25 protein-coding genes are annotated in these 25,176 nt (G+C 71.6%); 12 read left to right on the forward strand and 13 right to left on the reverse strand.

The genetic code is table 11. The features are described 5' to 3' along the window. Window position 1: 1 nt before the first annotated feature. Both K8638_RS29045 and K8638_RS29050 read right to left on the reverse strand, forming a co-directional pair. On the reverse strand, window positions 2-1,357 hold the full coding sequence (locus K8638_RS29045) for an MFS transporter (protein ID WP_223757910.1): 1,356 nt from the start codon (window positions 1,355-1,357) through the stop codon (window positions 2-4). After that, window positions 1,354-2,316, reverse strand: coding sequence for an ornithine cyclodeaminase family protein (locus tag K8638_RS29050; RefSeq protein ID WP_223757911.1), 963 nt, complete (start codon window positions 2,314-2,316; stop codon window positions 1,354-1,356). The genes K8638_RS29045 and K8638_RS29050 overlap by 4 nt, the downstream gene beginning before the upstream one ends. 317 nt (window positions 2,317-2,633) lie before the next feature. On the opposite strand from K8638_RS29050, the gene K8638_RS29055 reads away from it, so the two are divergent. Then, window positions 2,634-4,652, forward strand: a complete 2,019-nt coding sequence (locus K8638_RS29055) for an ATP-binding protein (RefSeq protein ID WP_223757912.1) — start codon at window positions 2,634-2,636, stop codon at window positions 4,650-4,652. Window positions 4,653-4,673: 21 nt separating this feature from the next. Here the strand turns inward: K8638_RS29055 and K8638_RS29060 are convergent, their stop codons facing one another. Further along, on the reverse strand, window positions 4,674-6,296 hold the full coding sequence (locus tag K8638_RS29060) for a Sapep family Mn(2+)-dependent dipeptidase (RefSeq protein WP_223757913.1): 1,623 nt from the start codon (window positions 6,294-6,296) through the stop codon (window positions 4,674-4,676). A gap of 126 nt (window positions 6,297-6,422) precedes the next feature. Between K8638_RS29060 and msrA the strand changes: the two genes are divergently transcribed. Beyond that, window positions 6,423-7,079 (forward strand): peptide-methionine (S)-S-oxide reductase MsrA, encoded by a 657-nt coding sequence (gene msrA, locus K8638_RS29065; protein WP_223757914.1) that lies wholly within the window; start codon window positions 6,423-6,425, stop codon window positions 7,077-7,079. Window positions 7,080-7,113: 34 nt separating this feature from the next. Here the strand turns inward: msrA and K8638_RS29070 are convergent, their stop codons facing one another. Beyond that, on the reverse strand, window positions 7,114-7,614 hold the full coding sequence (locus tag K8638_RS29070; protein ID WP_223757915.1) for a hypothetical protein: 501 nt from the start codon (window positions 7,612-7,614) through the stop codon (window positions 7,114-7,116). A gap of 273 nt (window positions 7,615-7,887) precedes the next feature. Here K8638_RS29070 and K8638_RS29075 point away from each other — a divergent pair, with 273 nt between their 5' ends. Then, a complete protein-coding gene (locus K8638_RS29075) occupies window positions 7,888-10,203 on the forward strand; it encodes a kelch repeat-containing protein (RefSeq protein WP_223757916.1) in 2,316 nt (771 codons plus the stop codon). 41 nt (window positions 10,204-10,244) lie between these two features. On the opposite strand, the gene K8638_RS29080 is transcribed toward K8638_RS29075, so the two are convergent. Both K8638_RS29080 and K8638_RS29085 read right to left on the reverse strand, forming a co-directional pair. Further along, entirely contained in the window at window positions 10,245-10,967 is a 723-nt protein-coding gene (locus K8638_RS29080) for a YebC/PmpR family DNA-binding transcriptional regulator (protein WP_223757917.1), read from the reverse strand. Window positions 10,968-11,075: 108 nt separating this feature from the next. Then, complete coding sequence (locus tag K8638_RS29085; protein WP_223757918.1) at window positions 11,076-11,459, reverse strand: DUF962 domain-containing protein; 384 nt, start codon at window positions 11,457-11,459, stop codon at window positions 11,076-11,078. Between the two features lie 77 nt (window positions 11,460-11,536). Between K8638_RS29085 and K8638_RS29090 the strand changes: the two genes are divergently transcribed. From K8638_RS29090 to K8638_RS29100, 3 genes are all read left to right on the forward strand, one after another. Then, on the forward strand, window positions 11,537-12,433 hold the full coding sequence (locus K8638_RS29090; protein WP_223757919.1) for a hypothetical protein: 897 nt from the start codon (window positions 11,537-11,539) through the stop codon (window positions 12,431-12,433). Window positions 12,434-12,611: 178 nt separating this feature from the next. Then, on the forward strand, window positions 12,612-12,833 hold the full coding sequence (locus tag K8638_RS29095; RefSeq protein WP_223757920.1) for a hypothetical protein: 222 nt from the start codon (window positions 12,612-12,614) through the stop codon (window positions 12,831-12,833). Window positions 12,834-12,950: 117 nt separating this feature from the next. Then, window positions 12,951-14,027 carry a hypothetical protein gene (locus K8638_RS29100; protein WP_223757921.1) on the forward strand — a complete coding sequence of 359 codons (1,077 nt, stop codon included), beginning with the start codon at window positions 12,951-12,953 and terminating at the stop codon, window positions 14,025-14,027. A gap of 214 nt (window positions 14,028-14,241) precedes the next feature. Here K8638_RS29100 and K8638_RS29105 read toward each other — a convergent pair whose 3' ends face one another. Beyond that, window positions 14,242-15,096, reverse strand: a complete 855-nt coding sequence (locus K8638_RS29105; RefSeq protein WP_223757922.1) for an SDR family oxidoreductase — start codon at window positions 15,094-15,096, stop codon at window positions 14,242-14,244. A 102-nt stretch (window positions 15,097-15,198) separates the two neighbouring features. Between K8638_RS29105 and K8638_RS29110 the strand changes: the two genes are divergently transcribed. Continuing rightward, window positions 15,199-15,621: a helix-turn-helix domain-containing protein gene (locus K8638_RS29110; RefSeq protein WP_223757923.1), complete on the forward strand. Its 423-nt coding sequence runs from the start codon at window positions 15,199-15,201 to the stop codon at window positions 15,619-15,621. A 10-nt stretch (window positions 15,622-15,631) separates the two neighbouring features. On the opposite strand, the gene K8638_RS29115 is transcribed toward K8638_RS29110, so the two are convergent. Beyond that, window positions 15,632-16,402: a bifunctional 2-polyprenyl-6-hydroxyphenol methylase/3-demethylubiquinol 3-O-methyltransferase UbiG gene (locus K8638_RS29115; RefSeq protein WP_223757924.1), complete on the reverse strand. Its 771-nt coding sequence runs from the start codon at window positions 16,400-16,402 to the stop codon at window positions 15,632-15,634. Window positions 16,403-16,458: 56 nt separating this feature from the next. Next, window positions 16,459-16,920 (reverse strand): thioesterase family protein, encoded by a 462-nt coding sequence (locus K8638_RS29120; RefSeq protein WP_223757925.1) that lies wholly within the window; start codon window positions 16,918-16,920, stop codon window positions 16,459-16,461. 98 nt (window positions 16,921-17,018) lie between these two features. On the opposite strand from K8638_RS29120, the gene K8638_RS29125 reads away from it, so the two are divergent. Then, window positions 17,019-17,696, forward strand: coding sequence for a cupin domain-containing protein (locus K8638_RS29125; protein WP_223757926.1), 678 nt, complete (start codon window positions 17,019-17,021; stop codon window positions 17,694-17,696). Beyond that, window positions 17,686-19,521, forward strand: a complete 1,836-nt coding sequence (locus K8638_RS29130; protein WP_370644135.1) for a metallophosphoesterase — start codon at window positions 17,686-17,688, stop codon at window positions 19,519-19,521. Before K8638_RS29125 ends, K8638_RS29130 begins: the two co-directional genes overlap by 11 nt. A 39-nt stretch (window positions 19,522-19,560) precedes the next feature. On the opposite strand, the gene K8638_RS29135 is transcribed toward K8638_RS29130, so the two are convergent. Next, window positions 19,561-20,139, reverse strand: a complete 579-nt coding sequence (locus K8638_RS29135; protein WP_370644136.1) for an imm11 family protein — start codon at window positions 20,137-20,139, stop codon at window positions 19,561-19,563. Between the two features lie 286 nt (window positions 20,140-20,425). Between K8638_RS29135 and K8638_RS29140 the strand changes: the two genes are divergently transcribed. Continuing rightward, window positions 20,426-20,857, forward strand: a complete 432-nt coding sequence (locus K8638_RS29140) for an OmpA family protein (protein WP_223757928.1) — start codon at window positions 20,426-20,428, stop codon at window positions 20,855-20,857. A 99-nt stretch (window positions 20,858-20,956) separates the two neighbouring features. On the opposite strand, the gene K8638_RS29145 is transcribed toward K8638_RS29140, so the two are convergent. Continuing rightward, window positions 20,957-22,393, reverse strand: a complete 1,437-nt coding sequence (locus tag K8638_RS29145; RefSeq protein ID WP_223757975.1) for a PLP-dependent aminotransferase family protein — start codon at window positions 22,391-22,393, stop codon at window positions 20,957-20,959. 199 nt (window positions 22,394-22,592) lie between these two features. Between K8638_RS29145 and K8638_RS29150 the strand changes: the two genes are divergently transcribed. Together K8638_RS29150 and K8638_RS29155 are read left to right on the forward strand one after the other, a co-directional pair. Beyond that, window positions 22,593-22,955 (forward strand): DUF2917 domain-containing protein, encoded by a 363-nt coding sequence (locus tag K8638_RS29150; RefSeq protein ID WP_223757929.1) that lies wholly within the window; start codon window positions 22,593-22,595, stop codon window positions 22,953-22,955. Then, the gene (locus K8638_RS29155) at window positions 22,952-23,860 is read left to right on the forward strand and encodes a DMT family transporter (RefSeq protein ID WP_223757930.1); all 909 of its coding nucleotides are present in this window, start codon (window positions 22,952-22,954) and stop codon (window positions 23,858-23,860) included. Before K8638_RS29150 ends, K8638_RS29155 begins: the two co-directional genes overlap by 4 nt. Here K8638_RS29155 and map read toward each other — a convergent pair. Together map and K8638_RS29165 are read right to left on the reverse strand one after the other, a co-directional pair. Further along, the gene (gene map / locus K8638_RS29160; RefSeq protein WP_223757931.1) at window positions 23,847-24,845 is read right to left on the reverse strand and encodes a type I methionyl aminopeptidase; all 999 of its coding nucleotides are present in this window, start codon (window positions 24,843-24,845) and stop codon (window positions 23,847-23,849) included. The genes K8638_RS29155 and map overlap by 14 nt on opposite strands. Next, a complete protein-coding gene (locus tag K8638_RS29165; protein WP_223757932.1) occupies window positions 24,842-25,063 on the reverse strand; it encodes a hypothetical protein in 222 nt (73 codons plus the stop codon). The genes map and K8638_RS29165 overlap by 4 nt, the downstream gene beginning before the upstream one ends. Between the last annotated feature and the right edge of the window lie 113 nt (window positions 25,064-25,176).

Here is a 25,176-nt window from a genome sequence, read left to right on the forward strand (position 1 = left end):
CCTACGCGCGGCCTCGCGTGTCCAGCGGCGCCTCGCTCCAGCCCGCGTGTGCCTCCGCCTCGCGCGCCGCGCGCCGGCCGGCCTCCACGTCCACGCGCCACAGCACCGCCGCGCCCGCGCCGAAGAAGAGCAGCAGCGACAGCACCGCCTGCCGGCTGGAGCCCGTCAGCTCCACCGTCGCGGCGAACACCAGCGGGCCCGCCACCGCCGTCACCTTCTCGAAGACGCTGAAGAGGCCGAAGAACTCCGCCGCCCTGTCGCGCGGCACCATCTGCGCGAACAGCGAGCGGCTCAACGCCTGGCTCCCGCCCTGCACCATGCCCACCAGCAGCGCCAGCGCGAAGAAGTGCACCGCCGAGCGCATGAAGTAGCCCAGGAACGTCACCCCCACGTACACCAACAGCGACAGCATCAGCGCCGGCTTCGCGCCCACCTTCGCCGCGCCCTGGCCGAACAGCACCGCGCACGGCACCCCCACCGTCTGCGTCAGCAGCAGCGCCCCAATCAGCGCGCCCCGGCCAATGCCCAGCTCCGTCCCGTACAGCGTGGACAGGCGGATGATGGTGCCGATGCCGTCGCTATAAAGCAGGTACGCCACCAGCAGCAGCAGCGCCTGCCGGTGCTCGCGCAGCCCGCGCAGCGTCTCCCCGAGCTGCGCGAAGGTGCCGCGCAGGGACACCCGCCGGTCCCGGCCATTCGTCACCGGCCGGGGCTCCGGAATCCGGAGGAACAGGGGCAGCGAGAAGCCCGCCCACCACACCGCCACGGACAGGAAGGCCACGCGCGACGCCGCCGCCGCGTCCTCCAGGCCGAACCAGCGCGGCTGGAGCAGCAGCACCAGCTGCGCCGCCAGCAGCAGCCCTCCGCCCAGGTAGCCCAGCGCGTAGCCGGCGGTGGACACCCGGTCCAGCTCGTCGTCCCGGGCGATGTGCCGCAAGAGCGCGTCGTAGAAGACGAGGCTGCCCGTCACCCCCACGTTGCCCAGGCCGAAGAGCACCAGCCCCAGCGCCCAGTCCCCCCGGCCCACCCCGGCCAGCCCCACCGTGGACAGCACGCCCAGCCCCAGGAAGATGCCCAGCAGCGGCTTGATGCGGCCCGCCCTGTCGCTCAGCGCGCCCAGCACCGGCGACAGCACCGCCACCACGGCCAGCGCCACGGAGGTGGCGGTGGCGAAGCGGCTGGTGGCCACCTCACGCGGCAGCCCCTCCGACACCACCGACGCGTAGTAGAGGGGGAAGACCACCGCGATGACGGTGGTGACGTAGGCGGAGTTGGCCCAGTCGTACAGCGCCCACGCGCGCAGCTCCGGACGGGTGAGGCCCATGCGCGCAAGCAGCGCGTCCCAGGCGGCCCTCATGCGTTGAAGTCCAGGCCCTGCACCGCGTCGTCGCCCTGGGCCGCCTGGTACACGTGCCACGCGGCCGCCAGGTCCTGGAAGGGCAGCCCCACCGGGCCGAACACCGTCACCTGCTCCGGCGACGTGCGCCCCGGCTTCAGCCCGGCGAGGACTTCGCCGAGCTCGGCATGGATGGCGTCCTCGCCCAGCCCCACGCCGCCCGCCGCGCCGCCGGAGACGGCCAGCCCCCGGTGGTCCACCACGAAGAGCGACTGCTTCAACAGCTCCGCGGACACCTCCGCCTTGCCCGGCTCGTCCGCGCCCAGCGTGGTGATGTGCGTGCCCGGCCGCACCATGCCGGGGTGGAGGAAGGGCTGGCGGCTCCACGTGGCGGTGATGACGAGGTCCGCGTCCTCCACCGCCTCCGCCACCGAGTCCGCCACCCTCACCGGCAGGTTCACCTCGTGGTACATGCGCGTGGCGAAGGCAAGCGCGCGCGCCGGCTCCGTGTCGAAGACGCGCACGTGCTCCAGCGAGCGCACCAGCCGCAGGGACTTGAGCTGCAGCGCCGCCTGCCGGCCCGTGCCGATGAGCGCCACCCGGTTGGCGTCCGGCCGCGCCAGCACGTCCGCGGCGAGCGCGCCCACCACGCCCGTGCGCACCGCCGTCAGGTGCCCGGAGTCCATGACGGCCAGCAGCGAGCCCGTGGCCAGGTCATGGAGCTGCACCACGCCCTGAATCGCCGGCGTCTGCCCGGGGAACTTCGCGTGCACCTTCACCGTGTAGGCGAGAATCCCGGGCAGGCTGCCGGGGAAGAGCACCATCGCGGTGCCCTCCGCGTGCAGGGCGGCACGGGCGCGCTGCGGGGCCACGGTGCGCGCCAGGGCATCGGAGCGGAAGGCCTCGCGCATGTCCTCCAGCAGGGTGGGCGCCTGGAGGTTTCGGGACACATCGGAGCGGGTCAGCAGGAGGGTGCGCATCTTCCATCCAACCTAACGCCACCCCGTGCGGGCCCACAGCTTTCCCGTGCACGTCCCCCGCGGCAAGCGCCCGCCGGTGGACGATGCCGGCCCGTACGCGGGGGCGTCGCCCGGTGGGCGGAGGCAGCCGGCCACGGCGGGCGTTGCGCCGCGGGCCCGCATGGGGACGGCACGGGGTGGCGCCCTCTCGGGGTGTACCCATGTCCAGTGACGGAAGCACGGCACGCGGGGGCCATCGTGCCCACCATAGAGGCGGGTGCGGTCAGGGCGGGCAGGGCCTCGGGAGGTCGGTGATGCTGGAGCCGGATTCACGGTCCGTGAATAAGGAAGGCCCGGACGGAGACAGAACGCTCCGCGCCGCGGACTTCCTGCGTGCCCACCGCGAGGAGATTCTGGCGGACTGGGAGCAGGCGATGCACGCGCTCCACGCGGACCGCCTGGAACGGCACTCGTGGCTGATGGACCACATGCCGGAGCTGCTCATCGCGCTGGCGGAGGTCATCGAGCACGGCCCGGAGGCACTCGGCACCGCGCTCTGGGACGAGCATGCGATGGAGCGGCTGGACCAGGGCTTCGACCTGGGCGAGGTGGCGGCCGAGTACGCGCTCCTGCGCAAGTGCGTCCTGCGCCGGCTGGAGGCGGAGTCCCGCGCACTGGCGCCCGGCGAGCTGGAGCGGCTGGAGGAGGCGCTCGACCGGATTCTCACCCGGACGATGACGTGCTTCTCCCAGGCCCGCCAGCGCATCCTCCAGGCGCTGGACCGCATGACGCAGGCCACGCTGGACAACCCGTCCATGGACACGCTCCTGGCACGGCTGCTCTCCGTGCTGATGGAGTCCGCGCTCGCGGTGGACGCGGCGGCGATGCTGATGGTGGAGGACGAGCGGCTGGTGGTGCGCGCCGCGGTGGGGCTCGGGGCCGACAAGGCCCGGGGCAGCTCCCTGCGGCTGGACGAGGGCTTCATTGGCCAGGTGGCCACGCAGCGCAAGCCGCTGGCGATGCGCTCGGCCTCCACGGACGCGCGCGTGGTGCTGGAAGCCCTCAAGGCCCCGGGACTGCGCGCCGTGTACGGGGTGCCGCTGCTGGAGGACGACCGGCTGCTGGGCGTGGCCTACATGGCCTCGCGCACCGCCTTCCTCTTCGCCGAGCCGGACACGCTGCTGTTCCGCACCATCGCCCAGCGGGTCACCGCCTATCTCGTCCAATCGCGGCTCCAGGCCCGCGAGCGCGCCGCGCGCGTGGAGGCCCAGCGCTCGCTGGCGCAGCTCGACGCGCTGCTGGCCGCCACGCCCATGGGCATCGCCTTCATAGACCCGGAGCTGCGCTACCTGCGCGTCAACCAGGCCATGGCGGACATCAACGGCGCATCCCCGGAAGAGCACCAGGGCCGCCTCTTCCGGGAGGTGCACCTGCGGGAAATCGCGGACGCGGTGGAGCCCGTGCTCCGCCGCGCGCTGGAGACGGGCGAGCCGGTGCGCTCGATGGAGCTCAGCCTGCCCTCTTCCGCGCCCCGGGGCGGCGGGCGGACGTGGCAGGCCAGCTTCTACCCGGTGCGAACCCTCTTCGGCGAGGTGCTCGGCCTGGGCTGCACCGTGGTGGACATCACCGAGCACAAGCAGGCCGAGGCCACGCTCCAGCAGGCGGTGGACTTCCGCGAGCAGCTCCTCGCGGTGCTGGGGCATGATTTGCGCAACCCGCTCAACGCCATTGGCGCCTCGGCCTTCCAGCTCTCGCGCGCGCAGGAGTGGGGGCCGCCGGAGCGGCGCGCGGTGGACCGCATCCGCAAGGCCACCGCGCGCATGGGGCGGATGATCAACGACATCCTGGACTTCGCGCGCAGCCGGCTGGGCGGGGGAATCCCCGTGTCGCGCCAGCGCATGAACATGGCGGAGGTGTGCCAGGCGGCGCTGGAGGAGCTCCAGGTGAGCCACCCGGAGCGCCAGCTCGTCTTCGAGTCCCATGGCGACACCTGGGGGGAGTGGGATTCGGACCGCGTGACGCAGGTGCTGGGCAACCTGGTGGCCAACGCCATCCAGCACGGGCAGGAAGGCGTGCCGGTGCGCACCACCGTCCGGGGCGAGCCCGAGGAGGTGGTGCTGGAGGTCCACAACCAGGGCGAGCCGATTCCCGCCGAGCTGATGCCGCGCATCTTCGACCCGTTCAAGGTCCACGCCGCCGCGAAGGACCCGGCGAAGAAGACGCGCAGCCTGGGGCTGGGCCTCTACATCGTCAGCCAGATTGCCGGCGTGCACGGCGGCCGCGTGGAGGTGCGCTCCACGGCGCGGGAGGGCACCACCTTCACCGTGCACTGGCCCCGCGCGCGCCCGGGCACGTGAGCCGCGGGGCCCGTGGGCGGGCTACTCCGCGGCGGGCGGCGTCAGCGCCAGCGCGTGCACGGCCTCGGCCAGCATGCGCGTGCCGGCGTCCAGGCTCTCCAGGGAGATGGACTCGTCCGGGGCGTGGCCGGTGTACAGCTCGCCGGGGAAGCCGGGCCCGAAGTCCACGCCCCGGGGGAACAGGCGCGCGTAGGTGCCGCCGCGCACGGACGAGGGCTTCACGTCCGGGGCGGCGCGGTGGCGCTTGTAGATGTCCAGCAGCGTGGTGACGAGCGTCCCGGACGTATCCGCCACGTGCGCGTCACCCACGTAGCGGCCGGTGCCCTCCTTCACGCGGCCCCCGCTGTCCTCGCCCACCTGGGCGGCGGCCTTGTCCAGCGCGGCGTTGAAGGCGGCGGCCTCCTGCCCCCGAGGCCGGCGCATGTTGACGCCCAGGGTGACCTTGCCGTCCGCCACGCGCAGCACGGTGGGCGCGACGATGAGCGGCCCCATCAACTCCTCGTCCTTGTACGCCAGCCCCAGCTTCTGTCCGAAGTGGTCGCCGTCGAAGCGGCGGGCCACCACGCGCAGCATGGCGGAGACGCCGTTGTCCTCCAGCGGCAGGCGCGCGGCCACGGCGGCCAGGTCCCACATCGCGTTGTGTCCCTCGTCGGCGATGGACGCGTGCACGGCCTTGCCGTGCGTGGTGAGCACCACCGCGTCGCCCTCTCGCTTCACGTCCGCCTGGAGGGTGGCGCGCGCGCCCTTCTCCGCGGCCACGGCGGCCTGGACGTCCGCCAGGGCCTGCTCGGCGGTGCGGCCCTGGGAGGGCGCCAGCTTCAGCATGGCGGTGCCGGGCACCTGGGTGAGGAACTCGCCGCCCTTGACGTCCACCGCGCGCAGGGTGGCGTTGAGGCCCTTCACGGGCTCGCCCACGGGCGCCTCCAGCGACCACGCGACGAAGCCGGACTGCGCGGCCACCACGGGGTAGTTGGAGTCCACGGAGATGACGTGCGTGGGCTTCGGCTGGGTGGCGGCGTACCGCTGCATCCCCGTCCAGTCGCTCTCCTCCCCATTGCCGACGATGACGAGCACGCGGCCCTGGGGCTTCAGGCCCAGGTGCCGGGCGAAGTCGAGCGCGACGAGCGCCTGCGCCAGGGGGCCCTTGTCGTCCTCCACGCCGCGGCCGTAGAGGCGGCCGTCCTGGACGTAGGGCTCGAAGGGCGGCTTCTTCCACTCGTGCGTGGGGGCGGGCACCACGTCGCCGTGGAAGACGAGCCCCACGTGCGGCACCGCGTCGGCCGGGCCCCACGCCAGCTCGAAGACGTCGTTGTGGCCCACGGCGCGGTACGCCATGCCGCGCGCCTTCGCCCACTTCTCCAGGAAGCGGCCCATGGCGGCGATGCCCGGGTTCTTCGCGGCGGGGGCCTCGCTGCTGACCGTCTTGAAGCGCACGAGCTGCTTCGTCAGCTCCACCACCTCGTCCAGCGCGCAGGCCTGGACGTAGGCGGCATAGCGCTCCGCGGCGGGGGCGCCCTTCATGGCCGCTTCCGAGAAGCGCGCGGCGCGGGCCCTGGGGCCGCCCTGGCAGCGGGCGTCCTTCGGCGCGGCGAGGGCCAGGGAGGGGAGGACACAGAGAAGGGCGGCGGTGAGTCTCAGGCGCATGTGGGGGGACACCGTAGTCGAGGAGAGCGGGCCGGCCCACCGGAGGAACGGGGCTTCCACCCTCCGTCCGGCCGCCTGCTCCGTCTGGGGGTGAAACCGGGCCCCGGGGCCGCTATTCCTCAGGGCATGTTCTTCAACCCCACGAAGAAGCTGAGGATGCCGTCCCCGGACGAGGCACTTCCGGGCCGGTCGGAGGAGATGCCCGTTCCCACCAGGCACGAGGTGCTCGGCACGCCGCTGAAGGGCCCGGTTCCCGAGGGCTTCGAAGAGGTGGTGTTCGGCCTGGGGTGCTTCTGGGGCGCGGAGCGGAAGTTCTGGCGGACGCCGGGCGTGTACAGCACCGCGGTGGGCTACGCGGGCGGCCTGACGCCCAACCCCACCTACCGCGAGGTGTGCAGCGGGCTCACCGGCCACAACGAGGTGGTGCGCGTCGTCTTCGACCCGAAGAAGGTCTCCTTCGAGCAGCTGCTGCGCGTGTTCTGGGAGAGCCACGACCCGACGCAGGGCATGCGCCAGGGCAACGACGTGGGCACCCAGTACCGCTCCGGCATCTACTACACGAGCGACGCGCAGAAGCGCGCCGCCGAGGCCAGCCGCGACGCGTACCAGCAGGCGCTGAAGGCGAAGGGCTACGGCGACATCACCACGGAAATCGTTGCGGCGCCGGCCTTCTACTACGCCGAGGACTACCACCAGCAGTACCTGGAGAAGAACCCGGACGGCTACTGCGGCCTCGGCGGCACGGGCGTGAGCTGCCCGGTGGGCGTGGGCGTCAGCGCCTGAGCGTCACGAGGCATGGGGGCACTCCACGTGCCCCTCAGCAGCCGCAGGCGCCAAGCTGCGACTGCTCCTCCGTCTCGACACAGGTGTCTCCCCACCCATTGGAGCACTCCCGGTAGCGCTCGTAGGTTGTCACCTGGACATAGCCGTTCCCCGTCGCGACGCAGCACCAGTCCGACGGAGAAACGGGCTGGGGCAGGCTCTGGCAGTAGGGGTCGTCAAGCACCTGCACGCACACGGGACACCAGGAACTGCCCGAGCACCAGCCCCTCGTGGCGTACCACTCCGACCACGGCGAGCACTGCGAGTAGCCGAAGCAGGGAGGGATGAGGGCGGCTTCCTGCTGTCCCTCCTCACCGACCTCCAGCAGCGGGGACGCGTCTTCCAACCGCTCCGTGCCGCCGCAAGCGGACAGCCCCATGAGGGCCATGACTCCCAGGGACATGACCATCGACCGGCTCCAGGTATTCGGCATCGCCGACCTCCAGGTGAGGATGAAGCCGCGCGATGCCAGCAGCGACAAGGCCGGCCGGTCCATCAGGGAAACCCCTCACTACCCATGTGTTCAAGCCCACCATCACCGGGGCGTACGACCTCCACCTCGTGACGAATGAGGCGAGCACCTACCAGGCCGGGTGCCCCCCCCTGATGAGCCCGCGGGTCAGCTCGCACATTGATGGTGCCGTTACGACCCAGAGGCAGTGGCCCGCGTACCCCAAATACAGTTGCCACTCACCTAACAACGAGGGCGGCGCGCGAGTCGAAGCCAACGCCTGGCTGCGCCTCACCGCCGTCCTCGCAGGAGAGTTGGATGACCCGAAACGGAAAGACGTGGCTGCTGTGCATGGTGTTGGCCCTCTGCGCCGCCGTGTCCGGCTGCGGCCCGGAGGAAGCCTCGGGCGAGGCCCAGGCGTTGGTGACGCTACCGCAGGCGTTGAGCGCCAGCGACGTGGCGAGGGTGGAACTGACGGTGACCGGAACGGGCATGGTCACACGCACCGAGGCGCTCGCGAAGACGGGCGGGGTGTGGGGCGGGTTGGTGGGCAACCTCCCGGCGGGCACCGGCCGCACCTTCCGGGGCGAGGCCTTCAACTCCGCCAACACCCTCATCTACGCGGGCCAGGTGACGGGCGTCACCATCACCGCCGGACAAACGACGTCGGTGACCCTGATGCTGCAGGAGGTGAACGCCCCCGCGCCCTTCGAGAATGCGGCACCGGTTATCACCTCCGTGGTGGCCAGCCCCGCGATGGTGGGCCCCGGGGGCGTGGTGGCACTGCAGGCGAGCGCGGAGGACCCCAATACCGGGGACACCCTCACCTATGCGTGGACGGCAGGCGCGGGCAGCTTCACCGCGGCTTCGAGCCTCAACACGGCCTGGACGGCGCCCACGACGCCCGGGCCCGTGGTGCTGACGCTGACGGTGACGGATTCGAAGGGCGCCACGGCGGCCCTGAGCCTCACCATCACCGTGAACACCGGCACGGGCAGGGCGGCCGTCAACGCCACCGTGAATACCTGGCCGCAAGTGGCACGAGTCACCGCGACGCCCAGCACGGTGGCGGTAGGCCAGACCGCCACCGTGCTGGCCACCGCCAGCGACAATGACGGGGACGGCCTCACCTACGCGTGGACGGCGGGGTGCGCGGGAACGTGGACCCATGCCACCTCGGCGAGCGCGAGCTTCACGCCCACCGCACAGCCTCCGGTGGGCAACCCGTGCGCCACCTGCGCGCTCACCGTGACGGTGGAGGACGGAAGGGGCGGACAGACGACGGGGACGCTGGGTATCTGCGTGGGGACGCCGCCTTCGGCACTCTTCCCGCCGGAGGTCGTGGAGACCTTCCAGTCCACCCCCACCACGCCAGCGCCGGGAAGCGCCGTGGGCTTCCGGGTGCGGGCCAGGGACCCGCAAGGCAGTGCCCTCTCCTTCGCATGGGCGACCCACGTGGGCACGCTGGGGACGGCCACCACCGCGGCGACGACGAGCGAGGTCGTCTGGACGGCGCCTGCCTGCGTGCCGCCGGGTACGACACCCACGGTGACGGTGACGGTCTCCAACGCGCTGGGACTGCGGACCACGAGCAGCTTCACCGTCACGGGGTCGCCCGTCTGTGACACCTCGGGATGGACGTCTGTCGGAAGCCTCACCGAGGCACGCTATCGGCACACGGCGACGCTGCTGCCCTCGGGCAAGGTGCTGGTGGCGGGAGGTGGCGTCGGTTACAGCACCGACACGGTGGGCCTCTCATCCGCGGCCCTCTACGACCCGGCGACGGACACCTGGGTGCCCACCGGAAGTCTTCGTGTGGGCCGCTACGGCCACACCGCGACGCTGCTGCCCTCGGGCAAGGTCCTGGTGGCCGGTGGCATCACCCGCGACGGTGAGGCCCTGACCTCGGCGGAGCTGTATGACCCAGCAACGGGCACCTGGGCCTATACCGGCTTTCTCTCCGTGGCCCGCTGGGCGCATCTGGCGACGCTGCTGCCCTCGGGCAAGGTGCTGGTGATTGGCGGCGACGGTTCCTTCAGCCAATACGCCGCGGAGCTGTACGACCCGGCGAGGGGCTCCTGGGCATCCACCGGAAGTCTCTCCGTGGCCCGAAGCACAGCCACGGCGACGCTGCTGCCCTCGGGCAAGGTCCTGGTGACGGGCGGCACCGGCGGCGGCAGTACGGATGTGGAGCTGTATGACCCGGCGACGGGCACCTGGGCACTCGCCGCCAGCATGACCGGGCTCCGCCGGTTCCACACGGCGACACTGTTGCCCTCGGGCAAGGTGCTGGTGACGGGCGGCGACCACTCCAGCGCCGGAGCCACCGCGGAGGTCTACGACCCGGCGACGGGCACCTGGGTGCCCACCGCCAGCATGGCCGCGCGCCGCGCCAACCACACGGCGACACTGTTGCCCTCGGGCAAGGTCCTGGTGGCAGGCGGTCGCGTCAGCTCGACCCTGCCCGAGGCGGAGGTCTACGACCCGGCGACGGGCACCTGGACGCCCACTCCCAGCATGGCCACGCGCCGAGCCAACCACACGGCGACGCTGCTGCCCTCGGGCAAGGTGCTGCTCACGGGCGGCATGAGCCCTAACGGGCCTACCACCTCGACGGAGGTGTACTCGCCATGACCGGAGCCTGAGACTCGACTCCGCCGGGCGTCGTCCCCGCCTCAGGCCAGGTTGTGGAAGACGCGCTGGACGTCGTCGTCCTGCTCCAGCGCGTCCACGAGCTCCAGCACCTCGGTGGCCTTGTCCTCGGGCAGCTCGATGAGATTCTGCGCCACGTACTCGGACTCGGCGGAGATGGGCGTCAGGCCCTTGGCTTCGATGGCGGACTGGAGCTGGCCGAAGTCGTTGAAGGCGCAACGGATGATGAGCTGCTTCTCGCCCTTCTCACCGGTGCCCTCACCCAGCTCCTGGAGGCCGTGGTCGATGAGCTCCAGCTCCAGCTCGTCCTGATTCACGCCCTCGGGGTTGAGCCGGAAGACGCCCATGCGCTGGAACATGAAGGCCACGCTGCCGGTGGTGCCCAGGTTCCCGCTGTACTTGTTGAAGTGCATGCGCACGTTGGCCACGGTGCGCACGACGTTGTCGGTGGCGGTCTCCACCAGCAGGGCGATGCCGTGGGGGGCGTAGCCCTCGTAGAGCACGATTTCGTAGTCGGTGGCCGTCTGGCCGCTGGCGCGCTTGATGGCCGCGTCCACCTTGTCCTTCGGCATGTTCGCCGCGCGGGCGTTCTGGAGGACCCGGCGCAGCGTGGGGTTCGAATCGGGATTCGGCCCCCCGGCCTTCACGGCGATGGCGATGTCCTTGGAGATGCGCGTGAACTGCTTCGCCATCTTGTTCCAGCGGGCCATCATCGTGGCCTTGCGTGTCTCGAAAATGCGTCCCATGGGAGGGATGTATAGGTCGGCCACGACGCGCGTGGCTACTCCTACGCCACCTCCCTGGGGGCGCCCGGACAGGCTGGAACGAGGGGAGCGGCTCGCCCCCCCGGGGGACTACCGGACCTGCTGCTGCGCCGCCGGCATCCGGTTGGCGGCGCCGGAGCCCGGGCCGCCGGCGAGGGCGCGCTCCATGTGGGGGCCCAGCTGGCCGGCGGCCATCAGTCCGGCCATGCGGTAGTCGGAGATGAGCGACCAGAACGGGTACTTGAAGGACGCGGGCTTGTTGCGCTCGATGACGAAGTGGCTGAACCACGCGAAGCCGTAGGCGGCGACGAGCGCGGCCGGCACGAGCAGCCCGCGGCCCGTCACGGCGGCGGTGATGCCGATGCCCGTCCCCAGGCCGGTGCCGATGAAGTGAAGCCAGCGCGTGGAGGGCAGCGCGTGCTCCCGCAGGTAGAACGGCCAGAACTCGCCATAGGTCTGGATGCGGTCGGACATGGAGAGAAGTTGTGTCCGGGGGGCCGGTCCACGTCAACCTGCCCTGGGTCGTAGCGTGTAGGCATGGACAGGGCTGGATGCCTGCCCCCCTTGTGGTGCCCCTGCATCGTTGTAGATTCCCCGTGCCCATGTCGTCTTCCGCAACACTTCCGGCGCCTCTGTCGCTGCCCTCCGGCGGGGGGCTCCTCGCGCTCATCGAGATGGCGGCGTCTTTTCTCACGCGCGAGCGGTTGACGGCGGAGGAGCGTGCGCTGCTGGAGCAGGTGCAGAGCCTCTCTGACAAGTACGGGACGTACCTGCTGGAGGCCGGAGATCGGGAAGACCTGCTGAGCCGTGTCGATGCGGTCCTGGAAGATGCCCGGTTCCATGAAGACTCCCTGAGCCTGAGCCTCCTGCTCGACCCCAGACACATCGCCGAGTCCATGCAGGCGCTGCGGGACGAACCTGAAGAGGACCTGAGGGGGTCGGCCCTGGTTCGGGCCCTGGGCCCCGCAGCGACTCCCGCTCTGCACAAATGCAATCAGTACCTGGCGGAGCTCGGCCGGTGCATGAGCCCCCTTTTTCAGGGCGCGACTCCGGTATTCGAGCTCCCTGCTCCGGGCACGATTGGCCCGGAGCCCCTGGCATATCTGAGCGACCCGGCAGTTCCGGTACCAATTGCGCGCGCCCTGCTCTCCGCACACCGCACGAATGCCGTGGTCATGGCCATTGGCGCGGCGCGCTTCAGGGAACAGCCGATCGCCCGGTGGCTGGGCCTCGCGCTCGCGGATCTGCTCGCGGAGCAGGCCCGTGGCTTCCTGGCCTTGATGGCCGCATTCACGGGAACCGATGTTCCCGCCAGCCTCCTGCCCCCCGAAGAGCGGCTGGACCTGCTGGCCCTCCAGCGCAGCGCCCTGTCGGTGCAGTTGGCCTACGCTCGCTTCAACTCAGACGCGGAGCGCTCGGGTGAGCCGGTATACCCCTCCGCGTCCTGAGCCACGGCTCCGTGAGCGAGGCGTCGTTTCCGTCGTCATCAACGGAAAGCCTCGGCCCGCCATCCTCGTCCGCCTCTTCCAGGAAGAAGGACGCGCCGTTGTCCTCTGCGGCACGGGCACCCGGCGCTCCGAGCTACTCGTCATCGAGGTTCCGCAAGCCACTGCCGCGGGGAAGTCGTTGCGCCTGACCAAGGACACGTATTTCTACGCGGACCAATTGAAGAACGTGAAGCTCAGCCACTTGCAACCCGTGGAGGGGCTGTGTCCCCCGGGGCTCTTCCTCCAGGTACGACTCCTTGCCGAAGGAGCGCTCGCGGTGCTGACGGCCGAGGCGCTGACCAGGGACCTGGCCGAGGGCGCGGCCCCGGAGCTCGCCTCGACAGGAAGTGGACAGCCCTGAGCAGCCTGGGCTCCCTCGCAAGGGAGCCAGGGAGACACGCGCCCACGTCACCCGACTGACAGGGAGTCGCCGTGTCCACTCGGCGCGAGCCCACGGGTCGTGGGAGACTCCTGGGCGATGGCGGAATGGATTCCCAAGCTGAACCCCGCGGTGGACCTGCGGAAGCTGGTGCTCAGTCCCGAGGAGGGCTTCGTGCTCTCGCGCCTGGACGGGGCCACTCCGGCGCGGAACCTCCCCGCACTGACGGGCCTGCCCGTGGAGCGGCTGCGGACCATCCTCACGCGCCTCGTCTCCGAGGGCGCGCTGCTCCCCGCGGCACCGGTAGCGAGCCCGGGTGGGGTTCCTGAAGCACGGGCCCCCCACCCCACCCCTCCTCGGGAGCAGGAGGAGGAACTGCCCACGCTCGACCTGACGGCGCAGGAGGCCGAGGCCCCGGAGGCCGGCGATGCCGCCGACGAGCCGGAGCCCGCGGACGACGAGCCGGAGGTGGCGCTGGGCAACTACCGCCAGCTCTTCGAGACACGGCTGCACCCGCTGCCGGAGGACCAGCGCGTGGCGCACGCGCACGCGGCGGAGGACCCGGAGCTGTCCGCGCTGTGCTTCGACCCGGTGCCCGGGGTCATCAAGGCCGTGTTGGAGAACGCGCGAGTCGGTCTCGCGCATGCACGCCTGGTGGCGCGCTACCACCGCACCCCCGTGGGGCTGGAGGCGCTGTGCGGCCGGGCGGCATTCGCCGCGGACGCGGGCGTGCGGCGGTGGTTGGTGCGCAACCCGCAGCTCCCCTCCGGCCTCTTCCGCCGGCTGTGGGGCTCGCGGCGCCTGATGGAGCTGCACAAGGTATCGAACGACCGCGACATCCCCGAGGGGACGCGGCGCTCGGCGCGCGAGGTGCTCCGCCAGCGCTTCACCACCGGGCCCGCCGAGGAGAAGGTGGAGCTCATCATCAACACGGAGGGCCGCTCGCTGGCGGCGCTCATCGGCCTGCCGGTGGACGGCAAGACGGCGTCGCTCCTGTGCGGACGCACCTACCGCTCGCCGATGCTCATCCAGAACATCGCCCGCTGGAGCGCGGCGCCACCGGCGCTCATCGCGCACCTCCTGCGGCAGGAGGCGGTGCGCCGCCAGCCGCAGCTCCGCACCCTGCTCGCCCGCCACCCCAACGCCCCCGCGGAGGCGAAGCGCGGCGGCGCGTGAGGCAGGCCGTCTGAAGCCCCCCCCGCGCGACCGGGCGTTCCTCGCGGAGGCGAAGCGCGGCGGCACGTGAGGCAGGCCGTCTGAAGCCCTCCCCGCGCGACCGGGCGTTCCTCGCGGAGGCGAAGCGCGGCGGCGCGTGAGGCAGGCCGTCCGAAGCAGCCCCCCGCGCGACCGGGCGTTCCTCGCGGAGGCGAAGCGCGGCGGCGCGTGAGCCTCAGCGCTTGAGCGCCGCCGCGACCGCGTCCGCGAGCGGCGTCGTCGGCCTGCCGATGAGCCGGCGCAGGTCGCCGGAGGAGTCGTCCAGCGACCCTTGCGCGGCGTTGACGTCGGAGTCCACCAGCACCGCGGCAAAGGGCCCTGGCACCCCCACGCCCACGAGCGCCGCCTGGTACTGCTCGGGCGGCAGGTTGTTGTATCCAATCGTCTTGCCGGCCTGGCGCGACACCTCGGTGGCCAGCTCCGCCATGGTGAACGGCGTGTCTCCGGCAAGCTCGTACACCTTGTTCTCATGGCCCGAGCCGGTGAGCACCGCCACCGCGGCCGCCGCGTAGTCCGCCCGGGTGGCGGCGGCGATACGGCCCTCGCCCGCGCTGCCCATGAACGCGCCGTGCGCCAGCGTCGGCCCCAGGTTCTCGGTGTAGTTCTCGATGTACCAGCCGTTGCGCAGGAACACGTAGGGCAGGCCGGAGGCGCGGATGGCCTCCTCGGTGGCCTTGTGCTCCGCCGCCAGCGCCATCTTCGAGCGGTCCGCGTGCAGGACGCTCGTATAGGCGAGCAGCCTCACCCCCGCCTTCCTGGCCGCCTCCACCACCGCCTGGTGCTGCTGCGCCCGCTTCCCGACCTCACTGGAGGAGATGAGCAGCACCTTCTCCACTCCAGCGAGCGCCGGCCCCAGCGTCTCCGGCTGGCTGTAGTCCGCCTTGCGCACCTGGACGCCGCGCGCCGCGAGGTCGCCGGCCTTCTCGGGATTGCGCGCGGCCGCGACGACCTGGCTGGCGGGGACCTTCTTGAGCAACTCCTCGATGACGAGACGGCCGAGCTTACCGGTGGCTCCGGTGACGAGAATCATGGGGTGCCTCTCCTGGCGTGAGGACTTCGTTGGAAACACGAGACACACCGTAATGACCGTACTAACTTTTCGTAAGTACCCACTTTTTGGTAAGCTACTGACATGTCAGCGAACAAGCAGCCCAAGCACCTGCGCAAGGCGATGGCGAAGTGGGCCGAGCAGCGGGGCGACCTCTACGCTCCCGCGTGCCCGTCCCGGGGCGTGCTGGACCACGTCACGAGCCGCTGGGGGGTGCTGGTGCTCGTGGCCCTGCTGGAGGGCACGCACCGCTTCAGCGAGCTGCGGCGCAAGGTGGCGGGCGTGAGCGAGAAGATGCTCGCCCAGACGCTGCACGCGCTGGAGGAGGACGGCTTCGTGCTGCGCGAAGTCTATCCGGTGATTCCCCCGCGCGTGGACTACAGCCTCACCCCCATGGGCGAGGAAATCGCCGGACACATCGAGGTCCTCACCGACTGGATTGAGGACAACATGGGCCGCATCATCACCGCCCGCGCCCAGCACGTGCCCAGGAAGTCCACAGGCTGACCGGAGCGCCTCACGGCCTCCGGGCGGTGAGGATGGGCTGGTAGAACCCGGTCTCCTCGGGCGCGTACCATCGCGTGTCCATGAGGCCCGCCCGCGTCAGCGCGCGCTCCACCTCCACGCGCTGGAGGGCGCGGTACATGCCGGTGTGCTCGGTGGTCTGCCACCCGCTGCCCTCGGGGCGCAGGATGAACTGGTGCACCGTGTACGTCTTCCCGTCCACGGCCCAGTCCCACACCTGGAAGAGGATGCGGCGGCCCTCGGGCGCGTCCAGCACCCGCTCCGAGGTGAAGCGCGGCTGCTCCGCCACCAGCGCGTCGTAGTCGCGCATGCTCAGGAGCAGCAGCCCGCCCGGTGCCAGCTTCGACGCCATGGCGCGCGCCGCCGCGTCCAGGTCCTCATCCGTCAGCAGGTGCGGCACCGCGTTGTCCAGGGCCAGCACCACCGGGAAGGTGCCGGGCACCTGTGTGTCCAGCGTGCGCATGTCCGCCACGCCCGTGGTGAGGGTGACGTTCATGGCGCGCGCCTCGCGCTCGGCGCGGGCCACGGCGGCGGGGCTCAGGTCCGTGGCATGGACGATGTACCCCCGCGCCGCCAGGCCCAGCGCCTGGGTGCCGATGCCACACGCGCAGTCCAGCACGCGCCGGGGCGGGGGCGCACCGCAGCGGCGCAGCAGGGCATCCAGCGCGGCGCCCTGCCGCTCCACCGACTGTGCCCAGTTGGCGAAGAGCAGGTGGTACTCCTCCGCCATTCCCTCGTAGAAGCCCCGCACGGAATCGCTCATGTGCGGCGAGTCCTAGCACTCATGGGCGGGCGCGCACCTTCCGGGAGTGCCGAGCGTCATGGCCCGAACGAGCGCCCCTCGAGCGCCTCGATGGCCGAGCGGATGGCGTCCGGGACGGGGACCTTCTCGTGGCTGGCGTAGCGCAGGGTGACGATGGTGCAGCCACCGCGGGTGTAGAGGAGGCCGTCCTCCTCGCCGGCCACGGCGTGCTCGAGGGTGATGGAGGAACGGCCGATGCGGGTGACGCGGGTACCGGACACCAGGCGGGCGGGGAAGACGACGGGGCGGAGGTACTCCGCGCTCGTCGCCGCGAGGATGGGGCCGATGCCGCCCGGGGCCCGGTCCTCGCCGGCGCCTGACGGGCCCGTCAGGCCGATGCGGGCGAAGTAGGCGATGCGGGAGGACTCGAACCAGGTGAAGGTGCGGGCGTTGTTGGCGTGACCGAAGGCGTCCATCTCGCTCCAGTGGAGCGTGAAGGGGACGACGACGGGGAAGTCCTTGAGGGGGGAGTCCGGCATGGCGGGCAGGGTGCCCCAGGCCGGGCCCCCAGGGAACGAAGAACCGCGCCCGCCTGCCCTCCAGACAAGGGCCACGGCCGTGGTAATGCAGGAGCGTCATGCGCTCACGATTCCTGATTCCGGTGCTCGCGGCCGGACTCGGCACCGCCACGCTGGCCTGGGCCCGCGAGCCGGCGCCCCAGGCGGCCTCCGCGTCCACGAAGTCCGCCACGCCGGCGTCGCCGCCCACGGCTTCGTCCGCGAAGTCCGCGGCAGCGTCCCAGCCCGCCGCCTCGTCCGCGAATCCCGCGGCAGCGGCGCAGCGGCCCACCTCCGCGCCCGCGAAGCCCGCCACGCCAGCGTCCCAGCAGGCGGCTCCGGGTGCCGCCCCCGCGTCCGGCGCTGTGCGCTACCGCGTCCCCACCTCCGAGGCCCCGCGCCACATCATCGCGGGAGGCAAGGGCCGCGCGACGCTGCTGCTCAACCCGTCCACGGGCGCCACCGCCGCGTCGATGACGCTGCTGGAGCTCCAGCCCGGCGCGGAGGTCCCCGAGCACGTCCACGATACGAGCGCCGAAATCCTCTACATCGAGGACGGCGCGGCGGAGATGACCGTCTCCGGAGAGAAGGTGCGCGTCGCGAAGGGAGACGCGGTGTACATCCCCGCCGGAGTGAAGCACTCGGCGCGGGTGGTGTCGCCGGACGCCGCGCTGAAGGCGGTGCAGGTGTACGCCGGGCCGGGCCCCGAGCTGCGCTTCACGCAGGGCCCCCGGGAGAACCCGCCCCATGGCCGGTGAGCGGAACGGGGCCACGGCGCGACAGGAACAGCCCGAGCAGCCGCCAGCGGCCGTCGAGCGCCCCTACGCGGTGTCGCCGCGCGAGGGCCTTCCCATCTCCGACAGCGGCATGGCGACGAACCCGCATCGGCACGCGGGCATGGTGCGCTGGCTGCACCCGGCGCAGCTGCTGCGCACGGGCCTGGACGCGCTGGTGGCGGCGGTGTTCGGCGCGCGAGCGGACCACCGGCTCATCGAGGCGGTGGTGCGGCCGCAGGCGCCCTACTTCGACTACTCGCAGGAGACGCTGCCCGAGGGCGACTTCTGGCTGGACTACGTGGCGGACACCGGTGACGGCTGGGACTCCACGTACACGGTGGCGCGGCTGCTGGCGCTGCCGGAGCTGAAGCTGCCGGTGCGGGGCATCTCCCGCTCGGAGCCGCACGCCACGAAGCGCGGGCGGGTGCTGGTGTTCGGCGGGGACGGTGTGTACCCCGGGGCCAGCCGCGAGGCGTACGAGGAGCGGCTGGTGCAGCCCTACGAGGCGGCCATGCGCCGCTCGCAAGCGCCCAACCCGGACCTGTTCGTCATTCCGGGCAACCATGACTGGTACGACGGGCTCTCCGCCTTCATGCGGCTGTTCTGCGCCAACCGGTGGATTGCCGGCCGGCGCACGCGGCAGAGCCGCAGCTACTTCGCGCTGAAGCTGCCGAAGAACTGGTGGCTCATCGGCACGGACGTGCAGCTCAACAGCGACATCGACGTGCCGCAGGTGGAGTACTTCCGCGAGGTGGCCCAGCACATGGGCCCGGACGACCGCGTCATCCTCTGCAACGCGGAGCCGGCGTGGATCATGGCCGCCGCCGCGAGGCGCAAGGGCAGCTACCTGGAGAACAACCTGGAGTACCTCCAGGAGAAGGTGCTGGGCCGGCGCATCAGCGTCTTCCTCGCCGGTGACTTGCACCACTACCGCCGGCACGAGGACGCCGCGGGCCGGCAGAAAATCACGGCGGGCGGAGGCGGCGCCTTCCTTCACCCCACGCATGCTCCGGCGGCGCACGTGCTGCGCGACGGGTACCGCCTGCAGAAGAGCTTCCCGGACGAGCGCACGTCCCGGAAGCTGGCGCGGAAGAACCTGCTGCTCATCCGCTACAGCCCGCTCTTCGGGTTGATGACGGGCGCGCTGTACCTGTTGCTGGCGCTCGCGGCGTACGCGGAGGTGGGCTCGCTGGGGCTGTCGCAACTGCCGCAGGTGGTGATGGCGGTGGCCAACAGCATGGTGAGCCGGCCGTGGACGATGGTGCTGGGGCTGGCGACCATCGGCGGGCTCATCGGCCTGGCGGACTCGCACTTCGGCAGGTGGCGGGCGCTGGCGGGGACGCTGCACGGGCTGGGGCACATCCTGGCCGCCTTCTTCACCGCGTGGGGCGGCACATACCTGACGGTGAGCGGGCTGGGCATCTGCCCGGAGCTGACGGCGGATGGGCTCCACTGCACGGCGGGCTGGGCGCACCTGGCCGGTAAGTTCCTGCTGTCCTCGGGGTTCACCTTCCTGGGTGGCTTCCTGGTGGGCCCGTTCGTCATGGGCCTGTACCTGTGGCTGAGCGTCAACTTCTTCGGGGCCCACTCCAACGAGGCGTTCATCTCGCTGGCGCTACCGGACTGGAAGAACTTCCTCCGGCTCCACATCGGCCAGGACGGCCACCTCACGGTGTACCCGGTGGGCATCGAGCGCGTGCCGAGGAAGTGGAAGGAGACACACGCCGGCCCCTATGCGCCCGCCTATGAGCCGGATGACCCGAAGGCCACGCCGCCGGTGCTCATCGAGCCGCCCATCCGCGTCTAGGGATTGGCACGACTGCGTCAGGCCACGGTGCGTGGCCTGTCACCGGAAGCCGGCCGAATCGTTCCAGTCGGGCACGGGGATGAAGCGCAGCCCCTCTGGCGGAGGAGAGAGGCTCATCACCCGGTCCACCACGGAGCGGTGGAAGAGGTGCACCGCGGCCTCCTCCAGCCGGAAAGCGAGCCGCTCTTGGAGGGGAATCTCGCGCAGCACCGTCTCATCGAGGACGAGCTTGTCGATGCCCAGCAACATCAGCCCGCTGTCGGAGCTCTCGATGACGGAACGCTCCCGGTCCACACAGGCCAGGCGCCGCCACATGTGCATCAGCCAGTAGCGGAGGACCGCGTCGCCGACGCGGACGTCCGCGGGGACCCACTGCACCCCATGAAGGCCGAGCGGCTCCATGCACTCCTTGAGGCGCGAGGAGACCACGGGCGCGGGAAGGCTGTGGTGGTCAACCATGCGGGGCCTGGGCGGCACAGGTTCCCCCACCTTCAACCGAACGGGCTCCGAGCGTTGAACGGGGCGCCCTTTTCGGAATGGGGACGCGGACTCGTCCCAGGCCAGGAGCGGGTGTTCCTGCGAGCGGCAGCGCGTGAGCACGAAGTATTCGTCCTGCATCGGTTAAGCCCCTACCTGCAGCTGACGACGTACCAGAGGCTCACCAGTACGCCCGTGGCGAGCGCCATGCCACCTGCCACGGGGACATTCCCGCCGGGGCTTGTCCTGGAGGCTCGACGCACCAGCACAGCCCACTCCGCCCGGCTGGTAGTCCTGCCCGTCCGCGGTGAGCGTCCAGCGCCCGAAACGAGGCGGGGACGGCAGGCGGAGGCATTGCCTCTGGCAAGACGAAGGGGGCCGCCCACCCCGTGAGCTTCTCCTTTGACGTGAGATTTGAGGGAAGCCGGTGGTGCGAAACCTCGACCTGTTCACGCTGAATGACCGGAACACGGGGACGTTCCCCATCATGCAGTCGCAGTCTTCGCGCCCGGTGGCGGGGCTGCTCTTCGAGACGGACAGCGCGGTGCTCACCGATGAGGCGGTGACGCAGCTCACCCAGATTGGCGACATCCTCGCGAAGTACCCGGAGGACCGAATCACCGTCGAGGGCCACACGGACAGCCGGGGCACGCGGCCCTACAACGAGGCGCTGTCGCTGCGCCGCGCGGAGGCGGTATCGCGAGTGCTGCGCGGGCGCGGAGTGGAGGAGCGGCAGATGGTGGTGCTGGGCCAGGGCGAGACGCAGCCCGTCGCGCCCAACACCACCCCGGACGGCCGCACCGCCAACCGGCGCGTGGAGCTGCACATCGACGTGCCCGAGTCCTCCCGGCGCGGCTGAGCCGCCGGCCTCCATGGAACGAGGCTCGGAGCTGCCTGCCCTGGGCTCTCAGTGCGCATGTGGCGCCCGGGGCTCGCCTCCGAGCACGGCGCACCACCCTCACACCAGGCTGCGCGCGAGACAGCCCAGGGTGGACATGGCGCCCTCGATGCGCGGCGTCCACGGGTGGCCGCAGCTCAGGCGGATGAAGTGGCGGTACGAGTCCGGCCGCGCGGAGAAGATGGGGCCGGGCGCGATGCTGATGCCCGCCTCCAGCGCCCTGGCGTGCAGCACCGATGCATCCACGCTCGGCGGCAGCTCCACCCACAGCAGCGAGCTCCCCGAGGGGCGGGCCACGCGCGTGCCCTCGGGGAAGTACTCGGCCACGGCCCCGGCCATGCGCTCCACCTGGGCGGCGAGCCGGCGGCGCAGCGCTCGCAGGTGCCTGTCGTAGCCGCCCTCCTGGAGGAAGCGCGCAATCGTGAGCTGCGGCAGCGTGGCGGTGGCCACCGTCTGGGAGAACTTGAGCAGCTCGATGCGCTCGCGGAAGCGGCCCGGGGCCACGTAGCCCACGCGGAAGCCGGGGGCGAGCGTCTTCGAGAACGAGCCGCACAGCAGCACGTTGCCCGTCGTGTCGAAGGACTTGCACGTGCGCGGGCGCTCCGGGCCGAAGTGCAGGTCGCCGTAGATGTCGTCCTCGATGAGGGGGATGTCGCGCTCGGCCAGCATGGCCACCAGGCGCTTGCGGTGCTCCTCCGGCATGCAGCTGCCCACCGGGTTGCTGAAGCTGGGCACCACCAGCACGGCGGCCACGCGCCGCCGCTCCAGCGCCGCCCGCAGCGCGTCCAGCTCCATGCCATGCCGGGGGCTGCTCGGAATCTCCAGCGCGCGCAGCCCGAGCGACTCAATGGTCTGGAGCGTGCCGTAGTACGCGGGGGACTCGATGGCGATGGTGTCGCCGGTGCGGGCCACGGCGAGCAGGCACAGGTGGACGGCCTCGGACGCGCCGCAGGTGGTGATGAAGTCGTCGGGGGACAGCGCGCAGCCCCAGTCCAGCGAGCGGCGTGCGAGCTGCTGGCGCAGCTCCGGGCAGCCGGGGGGCAGGTCGTACGCGATGCCACTGTCCCCCGCCTCGCGGGTGAGGGCATTCAGCTCGCGGTACAGCCTCCGGACGGGGAGCAGCTCCGGCGAGGGCCACGCGGCGCCGAGCTGGACGAGGTGTGGCTCGCGCGCGGACTGGTACACGCGGGCCACCAGCGCGCTGACGGTGACGGGGGTGGCGCTCGCGGCGGGACGGGACACCTGGGGCTCCGCGAGCCGGGGACGCTCGCGGCGGCGCACGTAGTGGCCGGACTGCGGGCGCGTCTCGATGAGGCCGAGGGACTCCAGGTGCAGGTACGCCTGGAGCACCGTGGAGATGCTCACCCGCTCACGCAGGCTGAGCTGGCGCACGGATGGCAGCCGGTCCCCCGGGCGCAGCGTGCCCGAGGCGATGGCCTCTCCCAGCCGCTCGGCCACCTGCTCGTAAAGCTTCGGTCTCTGCGCCAGCGCGCCCATGTGGCGTCCTCCCGGGGTGTGCCGCTTCTGCGCCGCCATCGGTAACCGGCTCCTGTCCCGCCGCCCAGATACACCTGCCGTCCACTGTGACCGGTACAGTTTCTATACACACGACTGTACCGGTCACAATCCGTGGGGGCTGCATCTGTTCTGCTCCACCTGTCAGGCGCATGTTGCGGTGCGACAGGAGGACGCGGTGATGACGGTGACACTCCCCTTCACCCTTCATGGCTGGATGCGGGCCCTGACGGAGCGACTGAGGCCGGGAGCGCGGTGGGAAGGCGCGGCGGGACCGGTGTGGCTGGAGCGCGGTGCCACATGGAGCGTGCGCGCGCATGCTGGCGAGCCCCTGGTGCTCACCTGCGGCGACGGCCAGCTCTGGCTCACCTGCGAGGGCGATGCGAGGGACTATGTGCTCGGCCCCGGGGACACCGTACGGCTGGAGGCGGCCGGACACGTGGTGGCGCAGGCCCTGCGCCCCGCGCGCTTCTTCCTGTCACGAGGGACGTCCGTCACGGCCACCGAGCCGCACCCCCTCGCCCCGGAGGCGCGCACCCCATGACGGAACAGGCGAGGACGCGCGAGGGGCTTCTGCTCGGCGCGCTGGGCGTGCTGGCCTTCAGCCTGACGCTGCCGGCGACCCGCGTGGCGGTGCCGGAGCTGGGCGGCACGGTGGTGGGGCTCGGCCGCGCGCTGGTGGCGGCGGTGCTCGCGGGCGTGCTGCTGGCGGTGAGGCGCGAGCGGCTCCCGGAGCGGCGGCACTGGCTCCGGCTGGCGCTCATCTCCGGCGGCATGGTGGTGGGCTTCCCGCTGCTGTCGGCGCTGGCGCTGCGGGACATGCCGGCCTCGCATGGAGCGGTGCTGGTGGGATTGCTGCCGGCGGCCACGGCGGTGGCGGCGGTGTTCCGCGCGCGCGAGCGCCCCTCCGTCACCTTCTGGCTGGCGAGCGCGGCGGGCCTCGCGGCCGTGCTCGCCTTCGCGGCGGCACAGGGCGCGGGGACGCCCACGGCCGGGGACGGACTGGTGCTGCTCGCGGTGGCGGCGGCGGCGGTGGGCTACGCCGAGGCCGGGGCCCTCTCCCGCGAGCTGGGCGGCTGGCGCGTCCTGTGCTGGGCGCTGGTGCTGTCCGCGCCGGTGCTGCTGCCCTTCGTCGCGCTGAACGTGGACGCCCGCGTACTGGCGGCCAGCCCGCGCGCCTGGGCCGGCTTCGCCTACGTGTCGGGAGTGAGCATGTTCCTGGGCTGCTTCGCCTGGTACCGGGGCCTCGCGCTGGCGGGCGTGGCGCGGGTGAGCCAGCTCCAGCTCCTGCAGCCGCTGCTCACGCTGGGCTGGTCCGCGCTGCTGCTCGGCGAGCCGGTGGGGCGCGGCACGCTGGGTGCCGCGCTGCTCGTGCTGGGCTGCGTCCTGGCGAGCGCGCGCAGCCGCGTCCAACGGCTGCCCGCGCCCGAGGCCCTCAGGGCACCGTGAGAATCTCGGCGCCCGTATCGGTGACGAGGAGGGTGTGCTCGAACTGGGCGCTGCGGCTGCCGTCGGCGGTGACGGCGGTCCACCCGTCGTCCCACGTGCGGCTGCCCCAGCCGCCCAGGTTGATCATCGGCTCCACCGTGAAAATCATGCCGGGCTGCATGACGGTGTTCGCGTCCGGCTCGTAGTAGTGCGGAATCTGGAGCGACGTGTGGAACGTCTCGCCGATGCCGTGCCCACAGTAGGCGCGCACCACGCTCATGCCGTTCTTCGTCGCATGGTCTTCAATGGCACGGCCGATGTCGCTGATGGGACGGCCGGGCTTCACCGCGGCGATGCCGACGTCGAGGCACTCGCGAGTCACCTTCACCAGCCGCTTGCTCTCCTCGTCCACGTTGCCGACGAAGTAGGTGGCCGAGCAGTCCCCGTGGACGCCATCGAGGAAGATGGTGATGTCCAGGTTGATGATGTCGCCATCCTCCAGCGCGCGGCTGTCGGGGATGCCGTGGCAGATGACCTCGTTGACGGAGGTGCAGAGCGACTTGGGGAAGCCGTGGTACCCGAGGGTGCTCGGGTAGCCGCCGCGCTTGATGTAGGCCTCGTGGGTGATGGCATCCAGCTCGTCGGTGGTGATGCCCGGGCGCACGTGGGCGGACACCTCCTGGAGCACCTCGGCGGCGGCCTTGCAGGCGCGGCGCATGCGGGCGATGACGTCCGGCGTCTTGATGTCGGAGATATTCGCCCGGCGCGAGGGCTTCCCCGTCATCGCGTAGTCCGGGCGGGGGATGTGGATGGGCACCTCGCGGCGGGGGCTGACGATGCCGGGACGGACGCCCTTGCGGGCAACCTCGGGGCCCTTCTTGCGGGCCTCGGCGGCGTCGGCGCCCCGGTGGCACTTCTTGTACTTGGTGCCGCTGCCGCACCAGCAGGTGTCATTGGGCCCGGGCAGCACGGCGGGGGGCGTACGGGGGGGAACGGCGGTCGTCATGAATCATCTCCAACGCTGAGCTGCTCGGACTGGCGGGTGCGCAACCAGCGCACCACCTGGGGGCGGAGCCAGAGCCTGGGGCGTCCGGCGCCCAGGTCCAGCACGGGCCGCGGCATGTCCGGGTAGCGGCGCAGATAGGTGCTGACGCTGTTGGCGTGACTCAGGCGCAGGAGCCCCGCCACGCCCTGGGCGTCAATCAAATCCTCGGTCTTCACCATGGGGCACATGTGGGCCTGTCTATACCCATAGACAGGCCCACATGCACGGCTTCTTTCCAGGAAGAGCGGGCAGGCGCCTCCTGGCGCACACCGGGACGGGCCCTCGGTCCCAC

This window comes from Myxococcus sp. RHSTA-1-4 (assembly GCF_020037125.1).
Taxonomy (GTDB): Bacteria; Myxococcota; Myxococcia; order Myxococcales; family Myxococcaceae; genus Myxococcus.

Bases quoted from the DNA above. Each gene is read 5' to 3' on its own strand.
- K8638_RS29165 (WP_223757932.1), bottom strand. From the start codon at position 25,063: ATGGTGAAGACCGAGGATTTGATTGACGCCCAGGGCGTGGCGGGGCTC.
- K8638_RS29090 (WP_223757919.1), top strand. From the start codon at position 11,537: ATGCCTGCCCCCCTTGTGGTGCCCCTGCATCGTTGTAGATTCCCCGTG.
- K8638_RS29060 (WP_223757913.1), bottom strand. From the start codon at position 6,296: ATGCGCCTGAGACTCACCGCCGCCCTTCTCTGTGTCCTCCCCTCCCTG.
- K8638_RS29115 (WP_223757924.1), bottom strand. From the start codon at position 16,402: ATGAGCGATTCCGTGCGGGGCTTCTACGAGGGAATGGCGGAGGAGTAC.
- K8638_RS29045 (WP_223757910.1), bottom strand. From the start codon at position 1,357: ATGAGGGCCGCCTGGGACGCGCTGCTTGCGCGCATGGGCCTCACCCGT.
- K8638_RS29100 (WP_223757921.1), top strand. From the start codon at position 12,951: ATGGCGGAATGGATTCCCAAGCTGAACCCCGCGGTGGACCTGCGGAAG.
- K8638_RS29075 (WP_223757916.1), top strand. From the start codon at position 7,888: ATGACCCGAAACGGAAAGACGTGGCTGCTGTGCATGGTGTTGGCCCTC.
- K8638_RS29105 (WP_223757922.1), bottom strand. From the start codon at position 15,096: ATGATTCTCGTCACCGGAGCCACCGGTAAGCTCGGCCGTCTCGTCATC.
- map (WP_223757931.1), bottom strand. From the start codon at position 24,845: ATGACGACCGCCGTTCCCCCCCGTACGCCCCCCGCCGTGCTGCCCGGG.
- K8638_RS29150 (WP_223757929.1), top strand. From the start codon at position 22,593: ATGACGGTGACACTCCCCTTCACCCTTCATGGCTGGATGCGGGCCCTG.
- K8638_RS29110 (WP_223757923.1), top strand. From the start codon at position 15,199: ATGTCAGCGAACAAGCAGCCCAAGCACCTGCGCAAGGCGATGGCGAAG.
- K8638_RS29050 (WP_223757911.1), bottom strand. From the start codon at position 2,316: ATGCGCACCCTCCTGCTGACCCGCTCCGATGTGTCCCGAAACCTCCAG.
- K8638_RS29125 (WP_223757926.1), top strand. From the start codon at position 17,019: ATGCGCTCACGATTCCTGATTCCGGTGCTCGCGGCCGGACTCGGCACC.
- K8638_RS29120 (WP_223757925.1), bottom strand. From the start codon at position 16,920: ATGCCGGACTCCCCCCTCAAGGACTTCCCCGTCGTCGTCCCCTTCACG.
- K8638_RS29145 (WP_223757975.1), bottom strand. From the start codon at position 22,393: ATGGGCGCGCTGGCGCAGAGACCGAAGCTTTACGAGCAGGTGGCCGAG.
- K8638_RS29135 (WP_370644136.1), bottom strand. From the start codon at position 20,139: ATGCAGGACGAATACTTCGTGCTCACGCGCTGCCGCTCGCAGGAACAC.
- msrA (WP_223757914.1), top strand. From the start codon at position 6,423: ATGTTCTTCAACCCCACGAAGAAGCTGAGGATGCCGTCCCCGGACGAG.
- K8638_RS29080 (WP_223757917.1), bottom strand. From the start codon at position 10,967: ATGGGACGCATTTTCGAGACACGCAAGGCCACGATGATGGCCCGCTGG.
- K8638_RS29085 (WP_223757918.1), bottom strand. From the start codon at position 11,459: ATGTCCGACCGCATCCAGACCTATGGCGAGTTCTGGCCGTTCTACCTG.
- K8638_RS29070 (WP_223757915.1), bottom strand. From the start codon at position 7,614: ATGGACCGGCCGGCCTTGTCGCTGCTGGCATCGCGCGGCTTCATCCTC.
- K8638_RS29130 (WP_370644135.1), top strand. From the start codon at position 17,686: ATGGCCGGTGAGCGGAACGGGGCCACGGCGCGACAGGAACAGCCCGAG.
- K8638_RS29155 (WP_223757930.1), top strand. From the start codon at position 22,952: ATGACGGAACAGGCGAGGACGCGCGAGGGGCTTCTGCTCGGCGCGCTG.